The organism is Mesorhizobium sp. 131-2-1 (assembly GCF_016756535.1).
Classification (GTDB): domain Bacteria; phylum Pseudomonadota; class Alphaproteobacteria; order Rhizobiales; family Rhizobiaceae; genus Mesorhizobium.
Window position 1 is genome coordinate 6541790 of record NZ_AP023247.1, and the last position, 16227, is coordinate 6558016.

Below are 16227 nucleotides of genomic sequence, written 5' to 3' on the forward strand. Positions count from 1 at the left end.
GTGTCGTCGCGACGGCACCTCGCATCTCGAGAAGTGGGCCGGTGGGCAACGGGGAGGTTCGTTACCCACCAGCTTCCTGTCTGCGCCGCAACGCAGCCAGGATAACACGTGGTGTTAGCGCCGATCGTTCACTTTGCGGCCACGGCGAGGGCCGCCGCTGCTATGCCAAAAACCCGACCACTCATTCGCGACAGTCACGAGCGGCGGAAAGGTCGAGTTGCAATGGGCGAGCACTGGTTCGGCTTACGACTACCGAATATTCCCCAATAGCGTGGTCATGGCAGCAGTCATGGCGCTAGCATAGTTATCGGTATCCTTCACCTCGAACAGGAAGCGATTTGAACCCGAAACGGCGTCGGTCCACGTCGTGACCCCATTCGTATCGCACTTGATGTCGACGGGGCGGAAGCCAAAAACCGCATCGTCTGCGTCGGGCCCCGCGATAATGTTACCCAACTTGTCCACGGCTTGGGATGCCATGTGGAAAAAGCCTGCGGTGCACCACATAGGGCGATAAGCCTGGATTGTGTAGGAGCTCGATACATCGCTGCTCGGAGAAAGTAGCGGCTGTAGATAGCGTGCATCCGTTCGGGCCTCGAGGGAGTAGGTGAAGTAGCTTTGCAGGACGGGCGACAACTTTGGCAGGACTTCGCTCTGGTTGAAACCGTAGAAGGTACCGAACCGCTTCACCTTTTTCACGCTGAAATCCGACCTCAGGTCCTCGAAGCACGGCATCCAGTAGATCGGGCACGGGATGTCGAACGTAGCGGCGTAAGCCGCCGCATTGAGCACAACGTTGTACTCTGTAGCTCCCTGCTGCGCCACATCGGGATGGCCCGTGCCCGCGTTGAGGTAGATCCCGGCACATTTGTTACGGAAAAGGTCTGGATCAAGTTTTGCCGCAACGGCGAGATCGCGACAGGAGCCGACAATGCTAATGTAAGCCGGTCCTTCGCTGTCGCGAAGATACTTGAGAAGGAACTCGGCGCCGGCGCGGTCCCGCCTGGGAAGGGCATTGAGCGACTCCCGGTCATGCGTGTAGGGCACGGAGGAGCCGACAGCCATGTGGGTCGGCATCCCGGTGAGGTAGCTTAGCTGTGCAATGCCGGTGACGTCCGGACTGCGGCCTGGGTAGTGATCGGGCGGGAAGTCGACCAGTACGCCGCCGAGCTCGAGCTGGCCCGATGCGGCAAGAGCATAGACGCAAGCAAGGTCCCAGTGATCGTCGGGATCGATATAGGGACGAAACAGGTCGGTCTGGTGAAGCAATCTTACGGCCATGCGAATCCTCGTGGTTGAACGGCCGACATCGCGACCGAGTCGGGTGAAGAAGCATACGCAGGCTAAGATATTTCTTGCAAGAATGCAATAATCTAATATTGCCAGCCGCCAATGCCGTGTGATAGCAATGTCTCGGCTTGAGGAAGCAGTATGGTTTCGTCGGGAATGCGGTGGCGCGCGAAGCGCGCGTCGAACACGTGTTTCGCTATGCCCATGTTGTCCACGCTGTGTTCCGTGCTCTCTTCAGGTGCAATTGACGTGGAACCGCTGATCACGCGCACGTTCGAATTCGAAGACAGTGTTCGAGATGAATCGCCGCATCTGCCCCGACGGGCGAAGTGAAGATGCAGACTATGTGCAATAGGGGAGATGCCAATGGCTCAGGTCACCGTCAGGAACATCGCCAAGCTACCACGCTCGCCCTAATGCGGTGGCGGAGCTCTACGCCTACCGGATCATCGTGAATCACCGCGAGGCGTACGAGCTCTATGCAAGCACGGCGAGCGCATGTGGCGCATCTTGCAGCGTCATCGACAAACGCTGTTCAGGCCAATCGAGGTTGACCTGCTGATCGGCGATGCCTCCAAGGCCGCCGACCAAACTCGGCTGGAAGCCGAAGACCACTTTCGATGAGCTCGTCTCGGAAATGGTCGAGGCCGACTGCCGCGCCTACGGGATCGTGTTAGTGTGACGTGAAAACACGATGACTTCGCGGGCATGTGCATCTTGCCGTTTCAGAGGCCGTCGGCATTTCAGGCCCGCCGCGGTCAGCCGGCATCAGTTAGTTCCTATCGTTTGGATCGGCAAATTCACACATCCTGCAAAGCAGAAAACCAGCCGCTCCATTCATGCGATCGACGATTTCGCAAAAAAACTGGGCTTTTAAAGAGATCGCCGTATTCGTCGCATAGTAGGTTGCCCAATACGTGACGCCGCTCAAAATCCATGGAGCAGAGAGTAACCTCGCCGTTTGGAAGGAGTACATTCCGATACTGCCGTTCGTCCACGCATATCAGCGCTCCGACGACTGGCTGCCGTGGCTCTACAATCTTAGGGTCTACGCTTCCACCCCTGCTGCTCACCGGTCGCGCGCGAACTAGGGCTTGGGCAGGGATAATGTCGGCGATATCGGGATGGGGCTCGCCCAAAACCACGAATCGGATCGAAGGGATGTCGGCGTCGACGAGTTGACCAACCAAATCGCGATACTTGTCTCCGACAAGGCGGCTATTCATGTGGGCGCCATCATCAAAAACATGAACCACGAGTACCCCCAACCGCAGCGCCTGCAAGCGTTGTAGATCCCGCCCCTTCATTCCCACAAGCGTCGTGAAAATCCTGATGCCGTGGCCTTTGGCGGAAGCGTGCTCGACCATTTCGGTGCAATCCGGATTGAGCCATGGCTCAGAATATCCGGCAAAACTAATGTCGACGGAGGTTGGTACGCGCGCCAGACAGCGCTTGAAATCTCCAAGACTAAGATGCTTCGTATCAGATACTTTTCTTTGCCGGTCAGCGAACTTGTCCTGCGGACAATATGAACATCCCACGATACCGCAGCCATGGAACCGCGTCCGCGACCATCGCCAATGATCGCGCCCCAAGGCAATTGCCCAGCGCAAAATGGCTACGCGCGATTACGCCATGCATCCCTTACGAGGCCACGGCAGCACCTCGGAGAGCCTCGCCGCCATCATGCAGACCGATCTAGCCCCACTTGATCCAGCACAAAGGAATTTCAAACATGCACCAAGATACCGTCCGTGGGAAAGCTTTCGCCATGCCCCTGATCAGCCCGGCCTACCCGGCCGGCCCATATCGCTTCCGCAACCGGGAGTATCTGATCATCACATATCGCACCGATACGCAGAAACTGCGCGACCTTGTGCCGGAGCCGCTTCAGGTGTGCGAGCCTATGGTCAAGTTCGAGTTCATTCGCATGCCGGACTCGACAGGCTTCGGCGACTACACGGAAGGCGGACAGGTCATCCCTGTCTCCTTCTGTGGCCGCAGGGGGAGCTATCCCCACTGCATGTTTCTCGACGACCATCCGCCGATAGCGGGCGGACGCGAGTTGTGGGGCTTTCCAAGAAGCTCGCTAGCCCAACGCTCCGAACGGAGACGGATACCCTTGTTGGCACGCTGGGCTACGGCCCGGTCCGCGTCGCGACGGGTACCATGGGCTACAAGCACCGAGCCGCCGACCTCGCGAGCGTGAGGGCCTCGCTCGCTGAACCGAACTTCCTCCTCAAAATCATCCCGCATGTCGACGGCACGCCGCGCATCTGTGAGCTCGTGGAATATCATCTAGAGGACGTCCATCTGAGGCGCGCCTGGACCGGGCCGGCAGCCCTGAACCTCTGGTCGCATGCGCTTGCCCCCGTCGCCGAACTGCCGGTGCTGGAAGTAGTCTCGGCCGTCCACTTCGTCGCAGATCTCACGCTCGCGCTCGGGAAGGTCGTCCACGACTATCTCGCGAAAGCCTAGCCTCGCCATCGGAAAGGAAGAAACCATGAACTTTTACAGTGATATCTCATTGAACCAACGCGATGGGGAGCCGGTGGCCGGCTTCTCGACAAGGTGGCGCTGATCACCGAAGCCGCGAGCGGGGTCGGCAAGGATAGCGCGGTTCGCCCGCGAGGGAGCAAGAGTGGTCCGCGGATCTTGATCACAGCGAAGTCCAACAACGGCGTCCGGGATCGATCGGTTGACAGAAAATGGTTGCCAGCGAGAGGGGCAGGTGGAAAGCAGCTGATGCAGGCGATCGAAACCTTCGGGCGCCTCGATGTCCTGGTCAGCAACGCCGGCGTCCAGAACGTAGCGCCGCTTGTCGAGTTCTGCCACCAGGCACTTCCCGCCCGTGATAGGCTCCATGTCACGGTGTCGGCGAACTCAATGCCACCAAAATCAGTGTAAGGCTCGGTCTGCTGTTCGGCGTCTGCCTCAGAGGCAGACGCTCGCCCTGTCGCCGATATCGCGTCGAGACTCGGCCTGCAGGGGAGGTGGACTACGGCCTACCTTGGACTTTGCTGCTGGCTTTTACCGTCGTCAGACGAAGCGAGCCGAATGTTGCGCCGCGGTGCTGATGAACGAAATTCTCGGCGACTCGACCTTTACCTCGCCTTTACGAGGAGGTTGCACGAAAAGCGCGGCCTTGCCCACTCGTACCACAAGAGTGACACGGGGCCGACATGGCGGCCGAAACGCTCACCTCATGCGCAACCTGGTTAAGAAGCTGGCGCAAACGGGGCCGAGCGTGGCGGAACTCGAGGGGACGAGGATGAAACGCCCAAATCCTCAAAGAGACGGCCCGCGTCGAAAAAACCCGTGCCTAGCCGAGATTGGGCAAGGGCCAGGAGCCAAGGCTACCCAGCCGTAGCGAAGCCCGTGATCACGCTTAGGCACCCAATAACGATAATGGAAAAATCTGCGCGAAACGGTCGCACCGGTATTGACATTAATTGACACACCCCGCGAACACTTGCATAAGCCACATAGCGGTAGTGACTAGGTGCATGCCGCAGCCAATTTTTTCCCTACGGGCGAGGTCTGATCTATGGCGGCACTGGCGAAATTCAGACCAGTTGATTCCGGCCAACACGACAAGGACGAACTCCGCGAGATTGTCCGTGAGCGCTCTTTTCGATTCGGACGCTACACGCTCTCGTCGGGCATAGAGAGCGACATCTATTTCAATATGAAGCCTACCATGATGGTGGCGCGAGGCGCGCAACTTGCCGCTCTTGAATTCCTAAAAATAGCTGAGCAAGTGAAAGCAGAGTACGTCGGCGGTCTTGAAATGGGAGCGGTCCCCGTAATCGGATCGATGGCGGCTGTCAGCTCGATGATGAACAAACCCATAAACACGATCTTCGTTCGCAAAGTTCCAAAGGCCCATGGCACAAGGGACGTGATTGAAGGACTTGGGCCTAAAGAAGATCTCGAGGGAAAAGTGGTCCTGATCGTTGACGACGTTGCCACAAGCGGCAAGTCGATATTGAAGGCGATTGAAGAGGTTCGCCGCGTCGGCGGCATTGTGGGTGACGCTGCTTGCCTCGTGGACCGTGACGAGGGAGCTACGGCGCTGCTAGCCCAACATGGCGTCACGCTGCACTCCGTACTGCATGCGAGCGAATTTGTGGAACGCCACTGACAATCTCATACAACGTCTTTCCGGCGACCTAGCCTTAGAGGACATTCCGCCGCTTTGCAGTGAGTGCAGGCGCCTCGCGAGTAAGAGCGATTGCCCCTGCCCATCCTCCCTGCTTTTGGTGCAACATATGCTCGCTGCCGTTCACCAGCGGCTTGACGCCATTGACTACCTCTCAGAGCAAGGCGCCATAAGACTGAAGGCTTTTACCGATTATCTGGCGGCGGTCGTTCGAATAGCTTCAGAGAGCGGCGACGCGGTACCCTGGATTGATCTAGCAACCCGGTTTAGCGCTCTTTTCGGTCCCGACGAGGTTGCCCATTGATCTCGCGCTTATTGCTTTTTCGTGGAACGAGCAGCTCGTCGGCAAATGCGTCATCGATCGCCAGCGGCGTGCCGGCGCATATGCGAGCGAAAAGCGCCGAGCTGCCGGTGATGAATCTCGAACGTGACGACGTCGATTGGCGCGATGCGCGTTGGCTCGGGGCCCTCGTACCCAAGCATGGGTGCGTTCCCATTCCGCGGCATCATGCTCGCGATCCCGTCTGTGCCGTTCTCAAGCAAGCGAGCTCGAGCGAACCGCCCCGGGTTGCGGATTTCGACAATCGTTGGTGGAGTTGGCTGGCGAATTGGCGCGTTCGGCCTTCGGTTGGAAGACCGGCTTGAGGCGGGCCAACGAACGGAATTGGCGAAGCCACGCTGGAGTATGCCTTCACTGGGGTCGCGTCCCTGCACGTGCTGTAACGTAGCTTTCGCGAAGCCGCTCGCGAGCGCGCCCTCATAGCGCCGAGCGGGCGAGCGGCTTCGGGGCGGGCGCAGAGGCTGGGTAGACGGGCCGAACTCACCTCACCCGGTCCAGCCACGACATGCATCGCCAAAGGCAAGGACCCCGCTGACCGCGCCCGCAAGGGGGGAGATTGGCCGTCATCGCTGCCTTCGCCAATCTCCAAGGCTAGAAGTTTGGAGCCGCCAGGGAAGCTGCCGGTCTCCCCCCTTGCGGGGGAGATGGCCGGCAGGCCAGAGAGGGGGCTGTCCCGCCAGCGTTAGATCACATTCAATTCCCTGAACGCCCGCCCTTCAGCGACACGGCTGTACCCAAACGCCGAGCAGTCCACCGTGCGGTAGCCGCCGTGCACGATCAGCTCGGCCAGCGCCTTGCCGACCGCCGGCGCCTGCTGCAGGCCGTGGCCGGAAAAACCATTGGCGAAGAGGAAATTCTTAACCTGCGGATGCGGGCCGATCACCGCGTTCTGGTCGAGCGTGGTGTAGTCGTAATGGCCGGCCCAGGCGCGTGTCGGCTTGATCGCCTCGAAGGCGGGAATGCGGGTCGCCAGCACCGGCCAGATCACCTCTTCGAACAGCGGCCAGTCGACCTCGAAGTCGGTGGGGTCGGCCGGGCCGTCGCCTTCTTCCGGTTCGGCGCCGCCAGTGAGATAGACCGAACCTTCCGGCCGGACATAGATGCCGGAGGGATCGACCAGCAGCGGCATATCAGAATATTTGTCGCGCGCCTCGAAGACGAAGACGTTGCGCTTGCGCGGCTCGACCGGCAACACCAGCCCCGCCATGGCAGCCACCGTGCCGGCATTCGGCCCGGCTGAGTTGACGACGATGCCGACTTCCAGCCTGTCGCCATTGTCGAGGCTGACACTGGTCACGCTCTGGCCGTCCCACCTCCGCCTTGCGCATGACTGGAGAGATTTCCGGCGGGCGTCGCCTCCCGAGCAATGCTTTTCATGTTCGTTACTCTTCGTAAGATCGATTATTTCGATGGAGCCCATCTACGTATGAATGCAGGCGTCACAGTAGAGCTTTGAACAGCATCGGTGCGGGTCCGGAACCGTCATCGAGCCAAAAACAGCGGCAATGTCGGCTTTTCAAAGATCCATCTGGTCACACCGCCAAAGAGCCGCTCACGCAGCCGGCGGCTGCCATAGGCGCCCATGACGATCATGTCGGCAGAAATGTCGATTGCGTGCTGCGCAAGCACCGTGGCCGCCGATTTGCCGGCACTTGGCAGGAGGTCAACCGACACCCGAGCACCGTGCCGAGTGAGATAGGCAGCGATGTCGGCTCCAGGCTCCGCGCCGTTCCCGTTGTAGTTGGCCTTCGGATCGACCAGGGCGACACGAACTTCCTCAGCAACGCATAGGAGGCCCAGCGCTTCTCGAACCGCACGGGACGCCTCGACTCGCGAATCCCAACCGACCAGGACGCGCCGTGGCCACAGCGTCGCCTCAGCCCCCTTCGGCACAACGAGCACCGGCTTTCCCGTATCGAACAAGCAGCCGTTGACCACAGGAGGTCCGAGATTCTCGTCGTTGAGGAGCCCCGGTCCGATGATCGTGAGGTCGGCGCAGAGCGCCCGCTGTCGTGCCACTTCACCGAGGCTGGCCGGATCGTAATAGTCGGTGTCAACGTCATAGGCGAGCGACATAGATTCCAGCAGTTTCTGAATATCTCTGGAGCGTTTTTCCAGTCTGACCGCGTTCTGTGTAAATCGATCGATTTGCCGAAACCGATCGTTCAATCTGGCAATTGCCTGTCCACGTGCTACCGGCCACTCTGGGACACCATCTCCGATCCGCCGATGCGACATAAGGAGCATCGGAGCGGGTATAATCAGTACGGAAAGGTGCGCGCCGATTTCCGCACACAAGCCGGCAGCAGTTCTGACGTCCTGATCGGAATGGTCAGCGCCGGTCGAACAGAGTACCGTTTTAAAGCCCATTTTCCTGCTTCTTCCCTGAGTGTTCGATGAGGGCGTTTCAGGCCGCAAGACCGGCTCACAGCGCGAGGAAAAGGGAGTGGCACCAGACCCGGCACTCGATTCAGCCGTCCAGCTTCTCGAGCGAGTAGCCGGCCGACCTGACGGTACGAATGACGATACCGGTCGAGGCCGTCTCCAGTGCCTTTCTGAGCCGACTGATATGGACATCGACTGTGCGTACACCGACATGGATATTGGCCGGCCAGGCCCCGCCGATCAGCTCGTCCCGGCTGAAGACCTTGCCGGGAGCCTCCAGCAAATGCCGCAGCACGTTGAACTCGATCGGTCCGAGATGGATGTCATGGCCATTGCCGCAAACCCGGTGGGCATCGAGCTTCATCTCAAGGCTGCCATAGGAAAGCCAGCTGTCGTTTTCAATCGCGTTTGAACCCGGCTTCGGCAGCGCCAGCCTCGTCCGCAGATAATCGAGCAGCTTGGCCGGCGCCATTGGCCGCACAAAGCTCTCGTCAATGCCGGCTTTCAACAGATCAAGGTGCTGGTTCTCGGCGCCGGGCGCAATCAGGGCAATGATGGGCACGCCGCCGGTCCGGGGCTCTCGCTTGAGCCGGGCGCAGATTGCGGACCCGGTAAGGCTCGTTGGACCGCAGTCCAGCACCACGGCCTGGAATTCCCGTTCGTCGGCCTTTGCAAGTGCTTCCTTGGCGCCGCCTGCCGGCTCACTGACGAAGCCGTCCACATCCAGTATGTGGCTGAGGAACAGATAGAACTCCGCATCTTGCGAACAGATCAGGACGAGTGGCTTCATCAGCGCTACCCCGAGAACCACATTGGCCTCGACCGCGTCGGCCGCGTGGGCTGGCCATCGCGGCTCCTCAAGGCCTGACATGATCCTCTTGCTCAAAAATTGGTTTCATGCCCGTGCCACCTCGGGATAGGCGTCGATGGCTGCGATGGCATCGTCGACCAGTTTCGTACCGGCGGCGGCGAGTTTGCAGAACGTCTCGAAGCCGAACCGATGGACGTCGCGCACGGTCTTGGACAGAACGACCAGCCGCCCGGCGGTGAAAAGCACGCGCCCGAACCCCTCATGGCTCATTTCGATCATCGGCGATGCCATCAGGCCGGAGCGCTCCTCGATCGCAAGGGCGACGGCAGTGTAAAACTTGTCGAGCCTCCACAGCACGTCCGGATCGGGATCGCCGATGATTGGGATCGTACGACGCCGTTCCTTGCTGACGATGAAGTCGGCCAGCAACTCGGCATCCGCTGTGCCGTCCCATGACCCGTGGGTATCCTGAGCACGGATCAGCCGCACGAGGCATTTGACGAATGGGCTGGCAAGGGCCGCCTCGTCATCGTTGACAGCAGGGCTGATCGCAACTTCAAACATTTTGCTCTTTCCTCGTTTTAGTCCTCGTCCTCGAAGGAGGGTCTCTTTTCGGCGACACCAGCTTCGGCCAGCACCTTGCGCAGCCAGGGCGGAGGACACGTCCTCAGCATCATCTGCGTGCGCAACAGCACCTCCTGGATGGTTTGTGGCTGCTGCACCTTGATTGGATGGATTTTTGCCGAAATAACCTTGGCTGCCGAAGGCCCGCCGATGGCCAGACAAAACAGCAGATGGCAGCCCTTCAGCGCCTCCACCTTCGGCGTGACGCGGTCATCGCCCTCGGTCCGACGCTTCCCGCTCTCATCGGAAACGTCATCGAAGGCCACGGCTTCCACGAGATGCCACTCCTCGCGCGTCACGTCGTAGACAGCAAAGCGCTTGGCCGACCCGAAATGGGCATTGAGATTCGTCATGTCTTGCGTGGCGATGGCTACGCGCAATGCGCCTGCCCGTCGGTCCGTCATCGGTGCGTGAACCTCGTCAGTGACGAGTGAGAGGCGACGAACGGAGCTCATCTGGCATTTCTCGTTTCCGGAATAGATCAAGCGCCTCAGGCGTCGGCGCGTGCTGGTTGGCCTGAAAGATATTGGCAACATCGAAGATCAGGTCGCGGGTCCCCCGATAGAGGATTGTGAGCTTGTGCTGGCTGCCGAGCCGGTCGAAGATCGGGAAGCCGACGCGCATGAGCGGAATGCCAAGGCGTCGCGACGCCTGGCGACCGTGGGAATGTGTTACGAGAAGATCCGCGCCCGCTGCAAGAGCTTCCAAATCGCCGAGATCGCCGATCTGAACCCACTCCGCCGGTACTTTTTGCAGAATCTTCGACATATCGGTCGTCGTGACCGCCGCCGCGATGTCAGAGCCCATGTCGGTGAAGAAGGTTGCGAGTTGATAGAGTTGGTCTGGTTCAGCAGCGATCGCAATTTTCTTGCCTCCGAAATGGAAATGTCCGTCGAGCAATGCATCCTCCAATTGCGCCCGGTGACGGCGAACCCGGGCCGGCACCGCCGCGCCCGAAACCGCCGATAGCAGCGAGACGAACCGGTCGACGGCCTTCAATCCGGTCAGCGACTGGAACACCGCGTAAGGCACGCCGGTCAACCCGTGCAGCGTTTTCGCCGGGTGGCGCATGTGCTCGCCGATGACGATGCATTGCGCGGCCGTGCCAAGCTCGCGGATTTCCTCGACGCTGGTGCCGCCATAGGTAGTGGTTACCCAGCGGTCAGGAGCCGTGCCGTCGAGTGAGCCGGAGACGTCCGGAAGAATAACCGGCCTGAGACCAAAACTTTCAACCATGTCACGCAAATGCTCGACGTCAGCGACAGTGAGGTTGCATCCGGGCAGGATCGCGATCTTCTTCGGCTGCCGCGTCCGTTCGCCCGACCGTGTAATCCCTTCGATCATCGCCGCGACAGCCTTGGCCCAGCCCTCTTCGATCGCGCCGTCAAAATCGGGCGTGTTGGCGAGCACGACCTCCGTACCCGCGAGCTCTTCCACGTGCTTCAGCTTGATGTTGGCGATATCACTCGCGCAATCTTCGCCACGGGTCTCCACCAGCGCGGTCGTGCACACCCCTATCAGCTTTGGCTTTGTGCGGGTTTTGAGGTTGAGGATCGCCTCTTCCAGATGGTCCGCTCCGCCGAGTATGGTTGCCACCTCGTCCAACGCCGTTGTCTGCAAGGGGATCGCTTCCTTGAAATGCCGCACGAAGAGCACGAGCGCGAAGCTGGTGCAGCCCTGGCTGCCGTGGAACAGGGGCATCGCACCGTCGACTCCAAGAAAAGCAAAGGCGGCACCCAGTGGCTGCGACGACTTCAGCGGATTGACCGCCGCTGATTTGGTATTGCGAAGGATGCGGACCATCGGATTTCCTCAACGGTCGCCGAAGCGGTGAGCCGTCGCGCCGGCGAATTCATTGAAGGCGTTCACAGTCGCGGTCCCGTTCTTCGTGCTCGCCAGATCGTCCTCCAAGTCAGGCTGGCAATCCCACGGCGCCGGCTCCCGCACCTGGCCCCAGATCGGGTTATGAATGGCGAGGTCGATCTGCCGGACAAGTTCCACCATGCCATCATAGCCGGCATAAGGATGTTGGCGCTCCTGGTTGATATCGAGCCAGGGTGTCTTGGCCTTCAGCGCGATGAATTGCGTGCGCCCGCCCGACAGCATGATGTCGGCCTTCTGTTTTGAGAGCATGGCGTAAAGATCGCGCGCTGCCATCTGCTCGAACATGTGGTTTTCGTCCTTGAGGATCCGTTTGATCCGCTCCTTGTCTTCGACTGTGGATTTCTTGACCGAGGTGCCGACGATCTCCATGCCGATCTCCATCAGCGCGTGGACGACCGACCAGGACTTCACACCGCCCGTGTTGAGCAGCACGCGCTTGCCTTGAAGCCGCCGGCGGTAGGCCTCGAGGTTCTTCCACGCAATCGCCTCCTGCTCAGCAATCAGCGTCTCCGTGCGATCGAGGATCTCCGCATCGGCGCCCTTCCTCACCAGCAGCTCAGCAATGTTGCGAAGTGCTTCCGAGGTATCGGTTATGCCGTAGAAAGAGCCCTCGAAGTACGGGATGTCCCAGCGCTCCTCCATCTTGCGGGCCAGATTGATCAGTGCGCTCGAGCACACCATCATAGCCGCCCGGGCGCGGTGCGCGGATGCAACGTCGATGTAACGCGCATCGCCCGGTATGCAAGCGCGCACCCGGATGCCAAGCCGATCAAGCAGCGGCTTGACCAGCCAGAATTCGCCGGAGAGGTTGAATTCGCCAAGGATGTTGATGTCGTAGGGCCCGGCGTCGTCGGGTTCCACCGTGCCGATGACATGATCGAGCAACGCTTCGGCGGCGAGTTTGTTGCCGAGGTTCTTGGAGCCGGCCAGGCCCGGCGCATTGATCGGCACCACGGCCAGTCCGAATTTTTCGGCCGCGCGTTTGCACACGGCCTCGATGTCGTCGCCGATCAGCGCCGTCACGCAGGTCGAATAGACGAAGACTGCCGGCGGCGCATATGTTTCCTTGATCTCGCGGATCGCCTTGAATAGCTTCCGCTCGCCCTGCCCCATCACGATGTCGAGTTCGGTGAGGTCTGTTGTGAAGCTTGTCCGCCACAGGGTTGGCCCGGACGAAGCTGCGCCTCTGTTGTCCCAGGAATTGCCCTCGCAGGCGAGCGGCGCATGGACCAGGTGCGCAACGTCGGTGATCGGCTGCAGGACGATCTTGGCGCCGTCAAAGGCGCAGCCGCCGGCTGACGCCCCGGGGGTCAGCGGCTTCGAGCAGCCCTCCTTGCGCGCCTTGGCATCCTTGCCGCGGTTGGTATCGCAGGCGGGCTCGTCGAAAACGTCCTGGATCTTGGCACTGAGCGAGGTCATTGCGTCAGTCTCCGAAGTCCATTGGGCATGGGCGGCCTCGGCGAAAGGCCGGCACGGGCTTAGCGGGTGAGGTCATAGGAATAGTCCGTCACGCCTGTTTCGCTCGTCTCGCGATCGAGCTTGTCGAATATCTTGTCGAGGATCGTCGTCAGCACGCGTAATCCACCCTGGTAGCCCATGAGGGGAAAGCGATGGTGATGGTGCCGGTCGAAGATTGGAAACATCAGCCGGATCAGCGGCGTGCCGGTGTCGCGCTCCAGATACTTGCCATAGGAATTGCCGATCAGCAGGTCCACCGGCTCTGTAAACAGCAGCGAACGCATCGCCCAGAGATCCTTGCCCGCCCAGATCTGGGCATCCTGGCCGAAGGACGAGGATGCAAGCAATTCCTTCATCTCGGCCTCCCAGGCCGATGTCCCGTTGGTCGCGAGGCAATGTGTCGGCTCGCCACCGGTCTCCATGACGAAGCGGGCCGTGGCGTAGACGAAGTCCGGATCCCCATAGATTGCGTACTTCTTGCCGTGCAGCCATGACTGGCTGTCCGCCATGGCGTCAACCAGTCGGCCGCGCTCCATCCGGATTGTCTCGGGGATCTCCTGGCCGGAAATTGCCGAGACCTTCATCAGGAATTCGTCGGTCGCCTGGACACCCAGCGGATAGTGGAAGGATGCCGTCGCCTGCCCGACCTCGTTGCAATATTCCAGCGTCTTGCGGGTGTTGTAATGCTGCAGCGACAGCGTCGCCTCCGCGTTGAGTGCCCCTTTCACGTCTTCGATCTTGGTGCCACCGTCATACATGCGGTATTCGCCGTCCGACGGCGTGTCGAACTGGTCTGAGGCGTCCTGAATGACGGTATAAGTGACACCCATCAGGTCGAGGAGGCGCTTGAGTTCCCGGTTGTTTCCGACGCAGAATCCGTCGAAGCCTGGAATGATGTTGATGGTCCCAGCGGCTTGCGAGCGCTCGCTGCCCTTCCAGAAATGCTCCAGCACGCCCTTCACCATGCCGTCGTAGCCATCGACATGGCTGCCGACGAAGGCAGGCGTATGAGCGAAAGGCACGTCGAAGTCGCACGGGACCGAGCCTTCGTTCTTGGCGTTCTCGATGAAGCTGCGCAGGTCGTCGCCAATGACCTCGGCCATGCAGGTGGTCGAGACGGCGATCATCTTGGGGTCGTAGAGCTTGTAGGTATTGGCTAGCCCGTCGACCATGTTCTTCAGGCCGCCAAACACTGCCGCGTCCTCGGTCATCGAGGAGGAAACCGCTGACGAAGGCTCCTTGAAATGTCGCGACAAATGCGAGCGGTAGTAGGCAACGCAGCCCTGGCTACCGTGGACGAAAGACATGGTGCGCTCGAAGCCCGCGGCCGCGAACACCGCACCGAGCGGCTGGCAGGCCTTGGCGGGGTTTATGACGAGCGCCTCGCGAGCGAGGTTCTTTTCGCGGTATTCCCAAGTCTTGGTCAATTCGCGTTGATCGGTGACGATCTGATCAGGGTGCGGACATTCGAAATTCAGTTTCTTCTCGGCAAGCATTTGTCTGTATTCCGGCTCGCGGAACAGGGGAGCATGGTCGAGAACTTTTTCGGCCGATTGCGGCATGGTGGTCACCTTTTCCATCTGGCCGCGGCAAGCGGCAGCACAGAGACATCAAAGCGTTAAAGGGCATCCCGCGTGGATCGAGCGCGCCCCAAGCATTTATCGGCCTCCCTGCCAGGGAGGCAGGCCAGTCCTCATTCGGCGGCGACCGCCGTCGGCGGCGCGTCCTTCATCTTTTTCCACGGCGCGCGGTAGAGATCCCAGACCGGGTTGTTGATGGCCAGATCCATGTCGCGGGCGAAAATGGCGAAGCCGTCATAGCCGTGATACGGGCCGGAATAGTCCCAGGAGTGCATCTGGCGGAACGGGATGCCCATCTTCTGTACCGGGTACTTCTCCTTGATACCGGAGCCAACGAGATCCGGGCGGATGCCTTCGATGAACTTCTCCAGCTCATAACCGGTGACGTCGTCATAGACGAGCGTGCCACTCTTCACGTAATGGCCGGTGCGCTGATAGTCGTCGTTGTGGGCGAATTCGTAGCCGGTGCCAACGATCACCATACCGAGGTCTTCGTAGGCAGTGATGACGTGACGGGGGCGCAGGCCGCCGACATAGAGCATCACCGTCCTGCCTTCGAGGCGCGGTTGGTACTTGGCGATGACGGCATCGACCAAGGGCCGGTACTTGGCGATGACCTTTTCGGTCTTCTCCTCGATTTCCGGGCCGAAGTGTTTGGCGATGTTGCGCAAGGAGGCCTCGATCTGGGAGGGGCCGAAGAAATTGTATTCCATCCAGGCGATGCCGTACTTTTCCTCCATGTGCCGGCAGATGTAGTTCATCGACCGGTAGCAGTGGATCAAATTGAGCTTGGCCTTGGGCGCGCGCTCTATCTCGGCGAGCGTGGCGTCGCCCGACCAGTTGCCGACCACCCGAAGTCCAATCTCCTCAAGCAGGATTCGCGAAGCCCAGGCATCGCCGCCAATGTTGTAGTCGCCAACGACGTTGACGTCGTAAGGGCCGGACTCGAACGCGACATCGTCCTTGTCGAAGACCCAATCGCGGATCGCATCATTGGCAATGTGGTGGCCGAGCGATTGTGAAACGCCGCGGAAACCTTCGCAGCGCACCGGTACAATCGTCTTTTCGTGCTCCTTGGCCTTCTTGCGCGACACTGCCTCGATATCGTCCCCGATCAGGCCGATCGGGCATTCGGACTGCACCGAGATGCCCCCACTGAGCGGAAACAAGTCCTCGACCTCGTCGATGATCTTTTCCAGCTTCTTGTCGCCGCCGAAAACGATGTCCTTCTCCTGGAAGTCGGAGGTGAACTGCATTGTCACGAATGTGTTGATGCCCGTCGTGCCGACGTAATAGTTGCGGCGTTGCGACCAGGAATATTGCCCACAGCCGACCGGCCCGTGCGAGATGTGGACCATATCCTTGACCGGACCCCACACCACGCCCTTGGAGCCGGCATAGGCGCAGCCGCGGATTGTCATCACGCCCGGAATGGATTTGATGTTCGATTTGACGTCGCATTCGGAAAGGCCCTTGCCCTCCCCTCCGGCCTCGTCCTTGCTCGTTGCGACACTGAGGTGCTTCTTGCGACGCTTCGCCGCCTTGTCTGGATATTGGGACAGCACGTCTTCGATAAGCTTCGCATGCAAGGCGCCGTCATTCTCATAGTCGAGGCCCATGGGACCTGCCCCTTTCAAGGTTCGGGTAACGCCTCGCCGACGAGGCCTTGTTTCGTAGAAAGGGGCGTCAGGTC

Annotated in this window: 14 protein-coding genes and 2 pseudogenes; 2 read left to right on the top strand and 14 right to left on the bottom strand. The window is 60.2% G+C overall.

Going from position 1 to position 16227, the window contains the following annotated elements; all coding sequences use genetic code 11:
• Positions 1–249 precede the first annotated feature (249 nt).
• The 4 genes from JG743_RS31450 to JG743_RS31465 all read right to left on the bottom strand — a co-directional run bounded on the left by JG743_RS31450 (position 250) and on the right by JG743_RS31465 (position 2885).
• Positions 250–1281: a hypothetical protein gene (locus JG743_RS31450; protein ID WP_202296293.1), complete on the bottom strand. Its 1032-nt coding sequence runs from the start codon at positions 1279–1281 to the stop codon at positions 250–252.
• A gap of 92 nt (positions 1282–1373) precedes the next feature.
• Complete coding sequence (locus JG743_RS31455; protein ID WP_202296295.1) at positions 1374–1562, bottom strand: hypothetical protein; 189 nt, start codon at positions 1560–1562, stop codon at positions 1374–1376.
• 205 nt (positions 1563–1767) lie between these two features.
• Positions 1768–1905, bottom strand: coding sequence for a hypothetical protein (locus tag JG743_RS34895; protein WP_202296297.1), 138 nt, complete (start codon positions 1903–1905; stop codon positions 1768–1770).
• 185 nt (positions 1906–2090) lie between these two features.
• A complete protein-coding gene (locus JG743_RS31465; RefSeq protein WP_244673011.1) occupies positions 2091–2885 on the bottom strand; it encodes a radical SAM/SPASM domain-containing protein in 795 nt (264 codons plus the stop codon).
• A 176-nt stretch (positions 2886–3061) separates the two neighbouring features.
• On the opposite strand from JG743_RS31465, the pseudogene JG743_RS31470 reads away from it, so the two are divergent.
• Positions 3062–3768: pseudogene (locus tag JG743_RS31470) on the top strand (acetoacetate decarboxylase).
• 33 nt (positions 3769–3801) lie between these two features.
• On the opposite strand, the gene JG743_RS31475 reads toward JG743_RS31470, so the two are convergent.
• Positions 3802–4125, bottom strand: a complete 324-nt coding sequence (locus JG743_RS31475; RefSeq protein WP_202296299.1) for a hypothetical protein — start codon at positions 4123–4125, stop codon at positions 3802–3804.
• 712 nt (positions 4126–4837) lie between these two features.
• Here JG743_RS31475 and pyrE point away from each other — a divergent pair.
• A complete protein-coding gene (pyrE, locus tag JG743_RS31480; protein WP_096453656.1) occupies positions 4838–5434 on the top strand; it encodes an orotate phosphoribosyltransferase in 597 nt (198 codons plus the stop codon).
• A 1040-nt stretch (positions 5435–6474) separates the two neighbouring features.
• Here pyrE and JG743_RS31485 read toward each other — a convergent pair.
• The 9 genes and pseudogenes from JG743_RS31485 to nifD form a co-directional block, all read right to left on the bottom strand.
• A pseudogene (locus JG743_RS31485) lies at positions 6475–7098 on the bottom strand (NAD(P)/FAD-dependent oxidoreductase); the annotation flags it as partial.
• Between the two features lie 176 nt (positions 7099–7274).
• Positions 7275–8162, bottom strand: a complete 888-nt coding sequence (locus JG743_RS31490; protein WP_202296301.1) for a universal stress protein — start codon at positions 8160–8162, stop codon at positions 7275–7277.
• A gap of 100 nt (positions 8163–8262) precedes the next feature.
• Positions 8263–9048 carry a response regulator transcription factor gene (locus JG743_RS31495; protein WP_202296303.1) on the bottom strand — a complete coding sequence of 262 codons (786 nt, stop codon included), beginning with the start codon at positions 9046–9048 and terminating at the stop codon, positions 8263–8265.
• Between the two features lie 24 nt (positions 9049–9072).
• Entirely contained in the window at positions 9073–9552 is a 480-nt protein-coding gene (locus JG743_RS31500) for a NifX-associated nitrogen fixation protein (protein WP_010913614.1), read from the bottom strand.
• A 17-nt stretch (positions 9553–9569) separates the two neighbouring features.
• Positions 9570–10067: a nitrogen fixation protein NifX gene (nifX, locus tag JG743_RS31505; RefSeq protein ID WP_202296306.1), complete on the bottom strand. Its 498-nt coding sequence runs from the start codon at positions 10065–10067 to the stop codon at positions 9570–9572.
• Positions 10033–11415 carry a nitrogenase iron-molybdenum cofactor biosynthesis protein NifN gene (gene nifN / locus JG743_RS31510; RefSeq protein ID WP_202296308.1) on the bottom strand — a complete coding sequence of 461 codons (1383 nt, stop codon included), beginning with the start codon at positions 11413–11415 and terminating at the stop codon, positions 10033–10035. The genes nifX and nifN overlap by 35 nt, the downstream gene beginning before the upstream one ends.
• A 9-nt stretch (positions 11416–11424) precedes the next feature.
• On the bottom strand, positions 11425–12915 hold the full coding sequence (gene nifE, locus JG743_RS31515) for a nitrogenase iron-molybdenum cofactor biosynthesis protein NifE (RefSeq protein ID WP_202296310.1): 1491 nt from the start codon (positions 12913–12915) through the stop codon (positions 11425–11427).
• Positions 12916–12974: 59 nt separating this feature from the next.
• Positions 12975–14516 carry a nitrogenase molybdenum-iron protein subunit beta gene (gene nifK, locus JG743_RS31520; protein ID WP_202303120.1) on the bottom strand — a complete coding sequence of 514 codons (1542 nt, stop codon included), beginning with the start codon at positions 14514–14516 and terminating at the stop codon, positions 12975–12977.
• Positions 14517–14647: 131 nt separating this feature from the next.
• Complete coding sequence (gene nifD / locus JG743_RS31525; RefSeq protein ID WP_202296312.1) at positions 14648–16153, bottom strand: nitrogenase molybdenum-iron protein alpha chain; 1506 nt, start codon at positions 16151–16153, stop codon at positions 14648–14650.
• Positions 16154–16227: the final 74 nt, after the last annotated feature.

Bases quoted from the DNA above. Each gene is read 5' to 3' on its own strand.
- nifE (WP_202296310.1), bottom strand. From the start codon at position 12,915: ATGACCTCGCTCAGTGCCAAGATCCAGGACGTTTTCGACGAGCCCGCC.
- JG743_RS31495 (WP_202296303.1), bottom strand. From the start codon at position 9,048: ATGTCAGGCCTTGAGGAGCCGCGATGGCCAGCCCACGCGGCCGACGCG.
- pyrE (WP_096453656.1), top strand. From the start codon at position 4,838: ATGGCGGCACTGGCGAAATTCAGACCAGTTGATTCCGGCCAACACGAC.
- JG743_RS31500 (WP_010913614.1), bottom strand. From the start codon at position 9,552: ATGTTTGAAGTTGCGATCAGCCCTGCTGTCAACGATGACGAGGCGGCC.
- nifN (WP_202296308.1), bottom strand. From the start codon at position 11,415: ATGGTCCGCATCCTTCGCAATACCAAATCAGCGGCGGTCAATCCGCTG.
- JG743_RS31450 (WP_202296293.1), bottom strand. From the start codon at position 1,281: ATGGCCGTAAGATTGCTTCACCAGACCGACCTGTTTCGTCCCTATATC.
- nifX (WP_202296306.1), bottom strand. From the start codon at position 10,067: ATGAGCTCCGTTCGTCGCCTCTCACTCGTCACTGACGAGGTTCACGCA.
- nifD (WP_202296312.1), bottom strand. From the start codon at position 16,153: ATGGGCCTCGACTATGAGAATGACGGCGCCTTGCATGCGAAGCTTATC.
- JG743_RS31490 (WP_202296301.1), bottom strand. From the start codon at position 8,162: ATGGGCTTTAAAACGGTACTCTGTTCGACCGGCGCTGACCATTCCGAT.
- nifK (WP_202303120.1), bottom strand. From the start codon at position 14,516: ATGCCGCAATCGGCCGAAAAAGTTCTCGACCATGCTCCCCTGTTCCGC.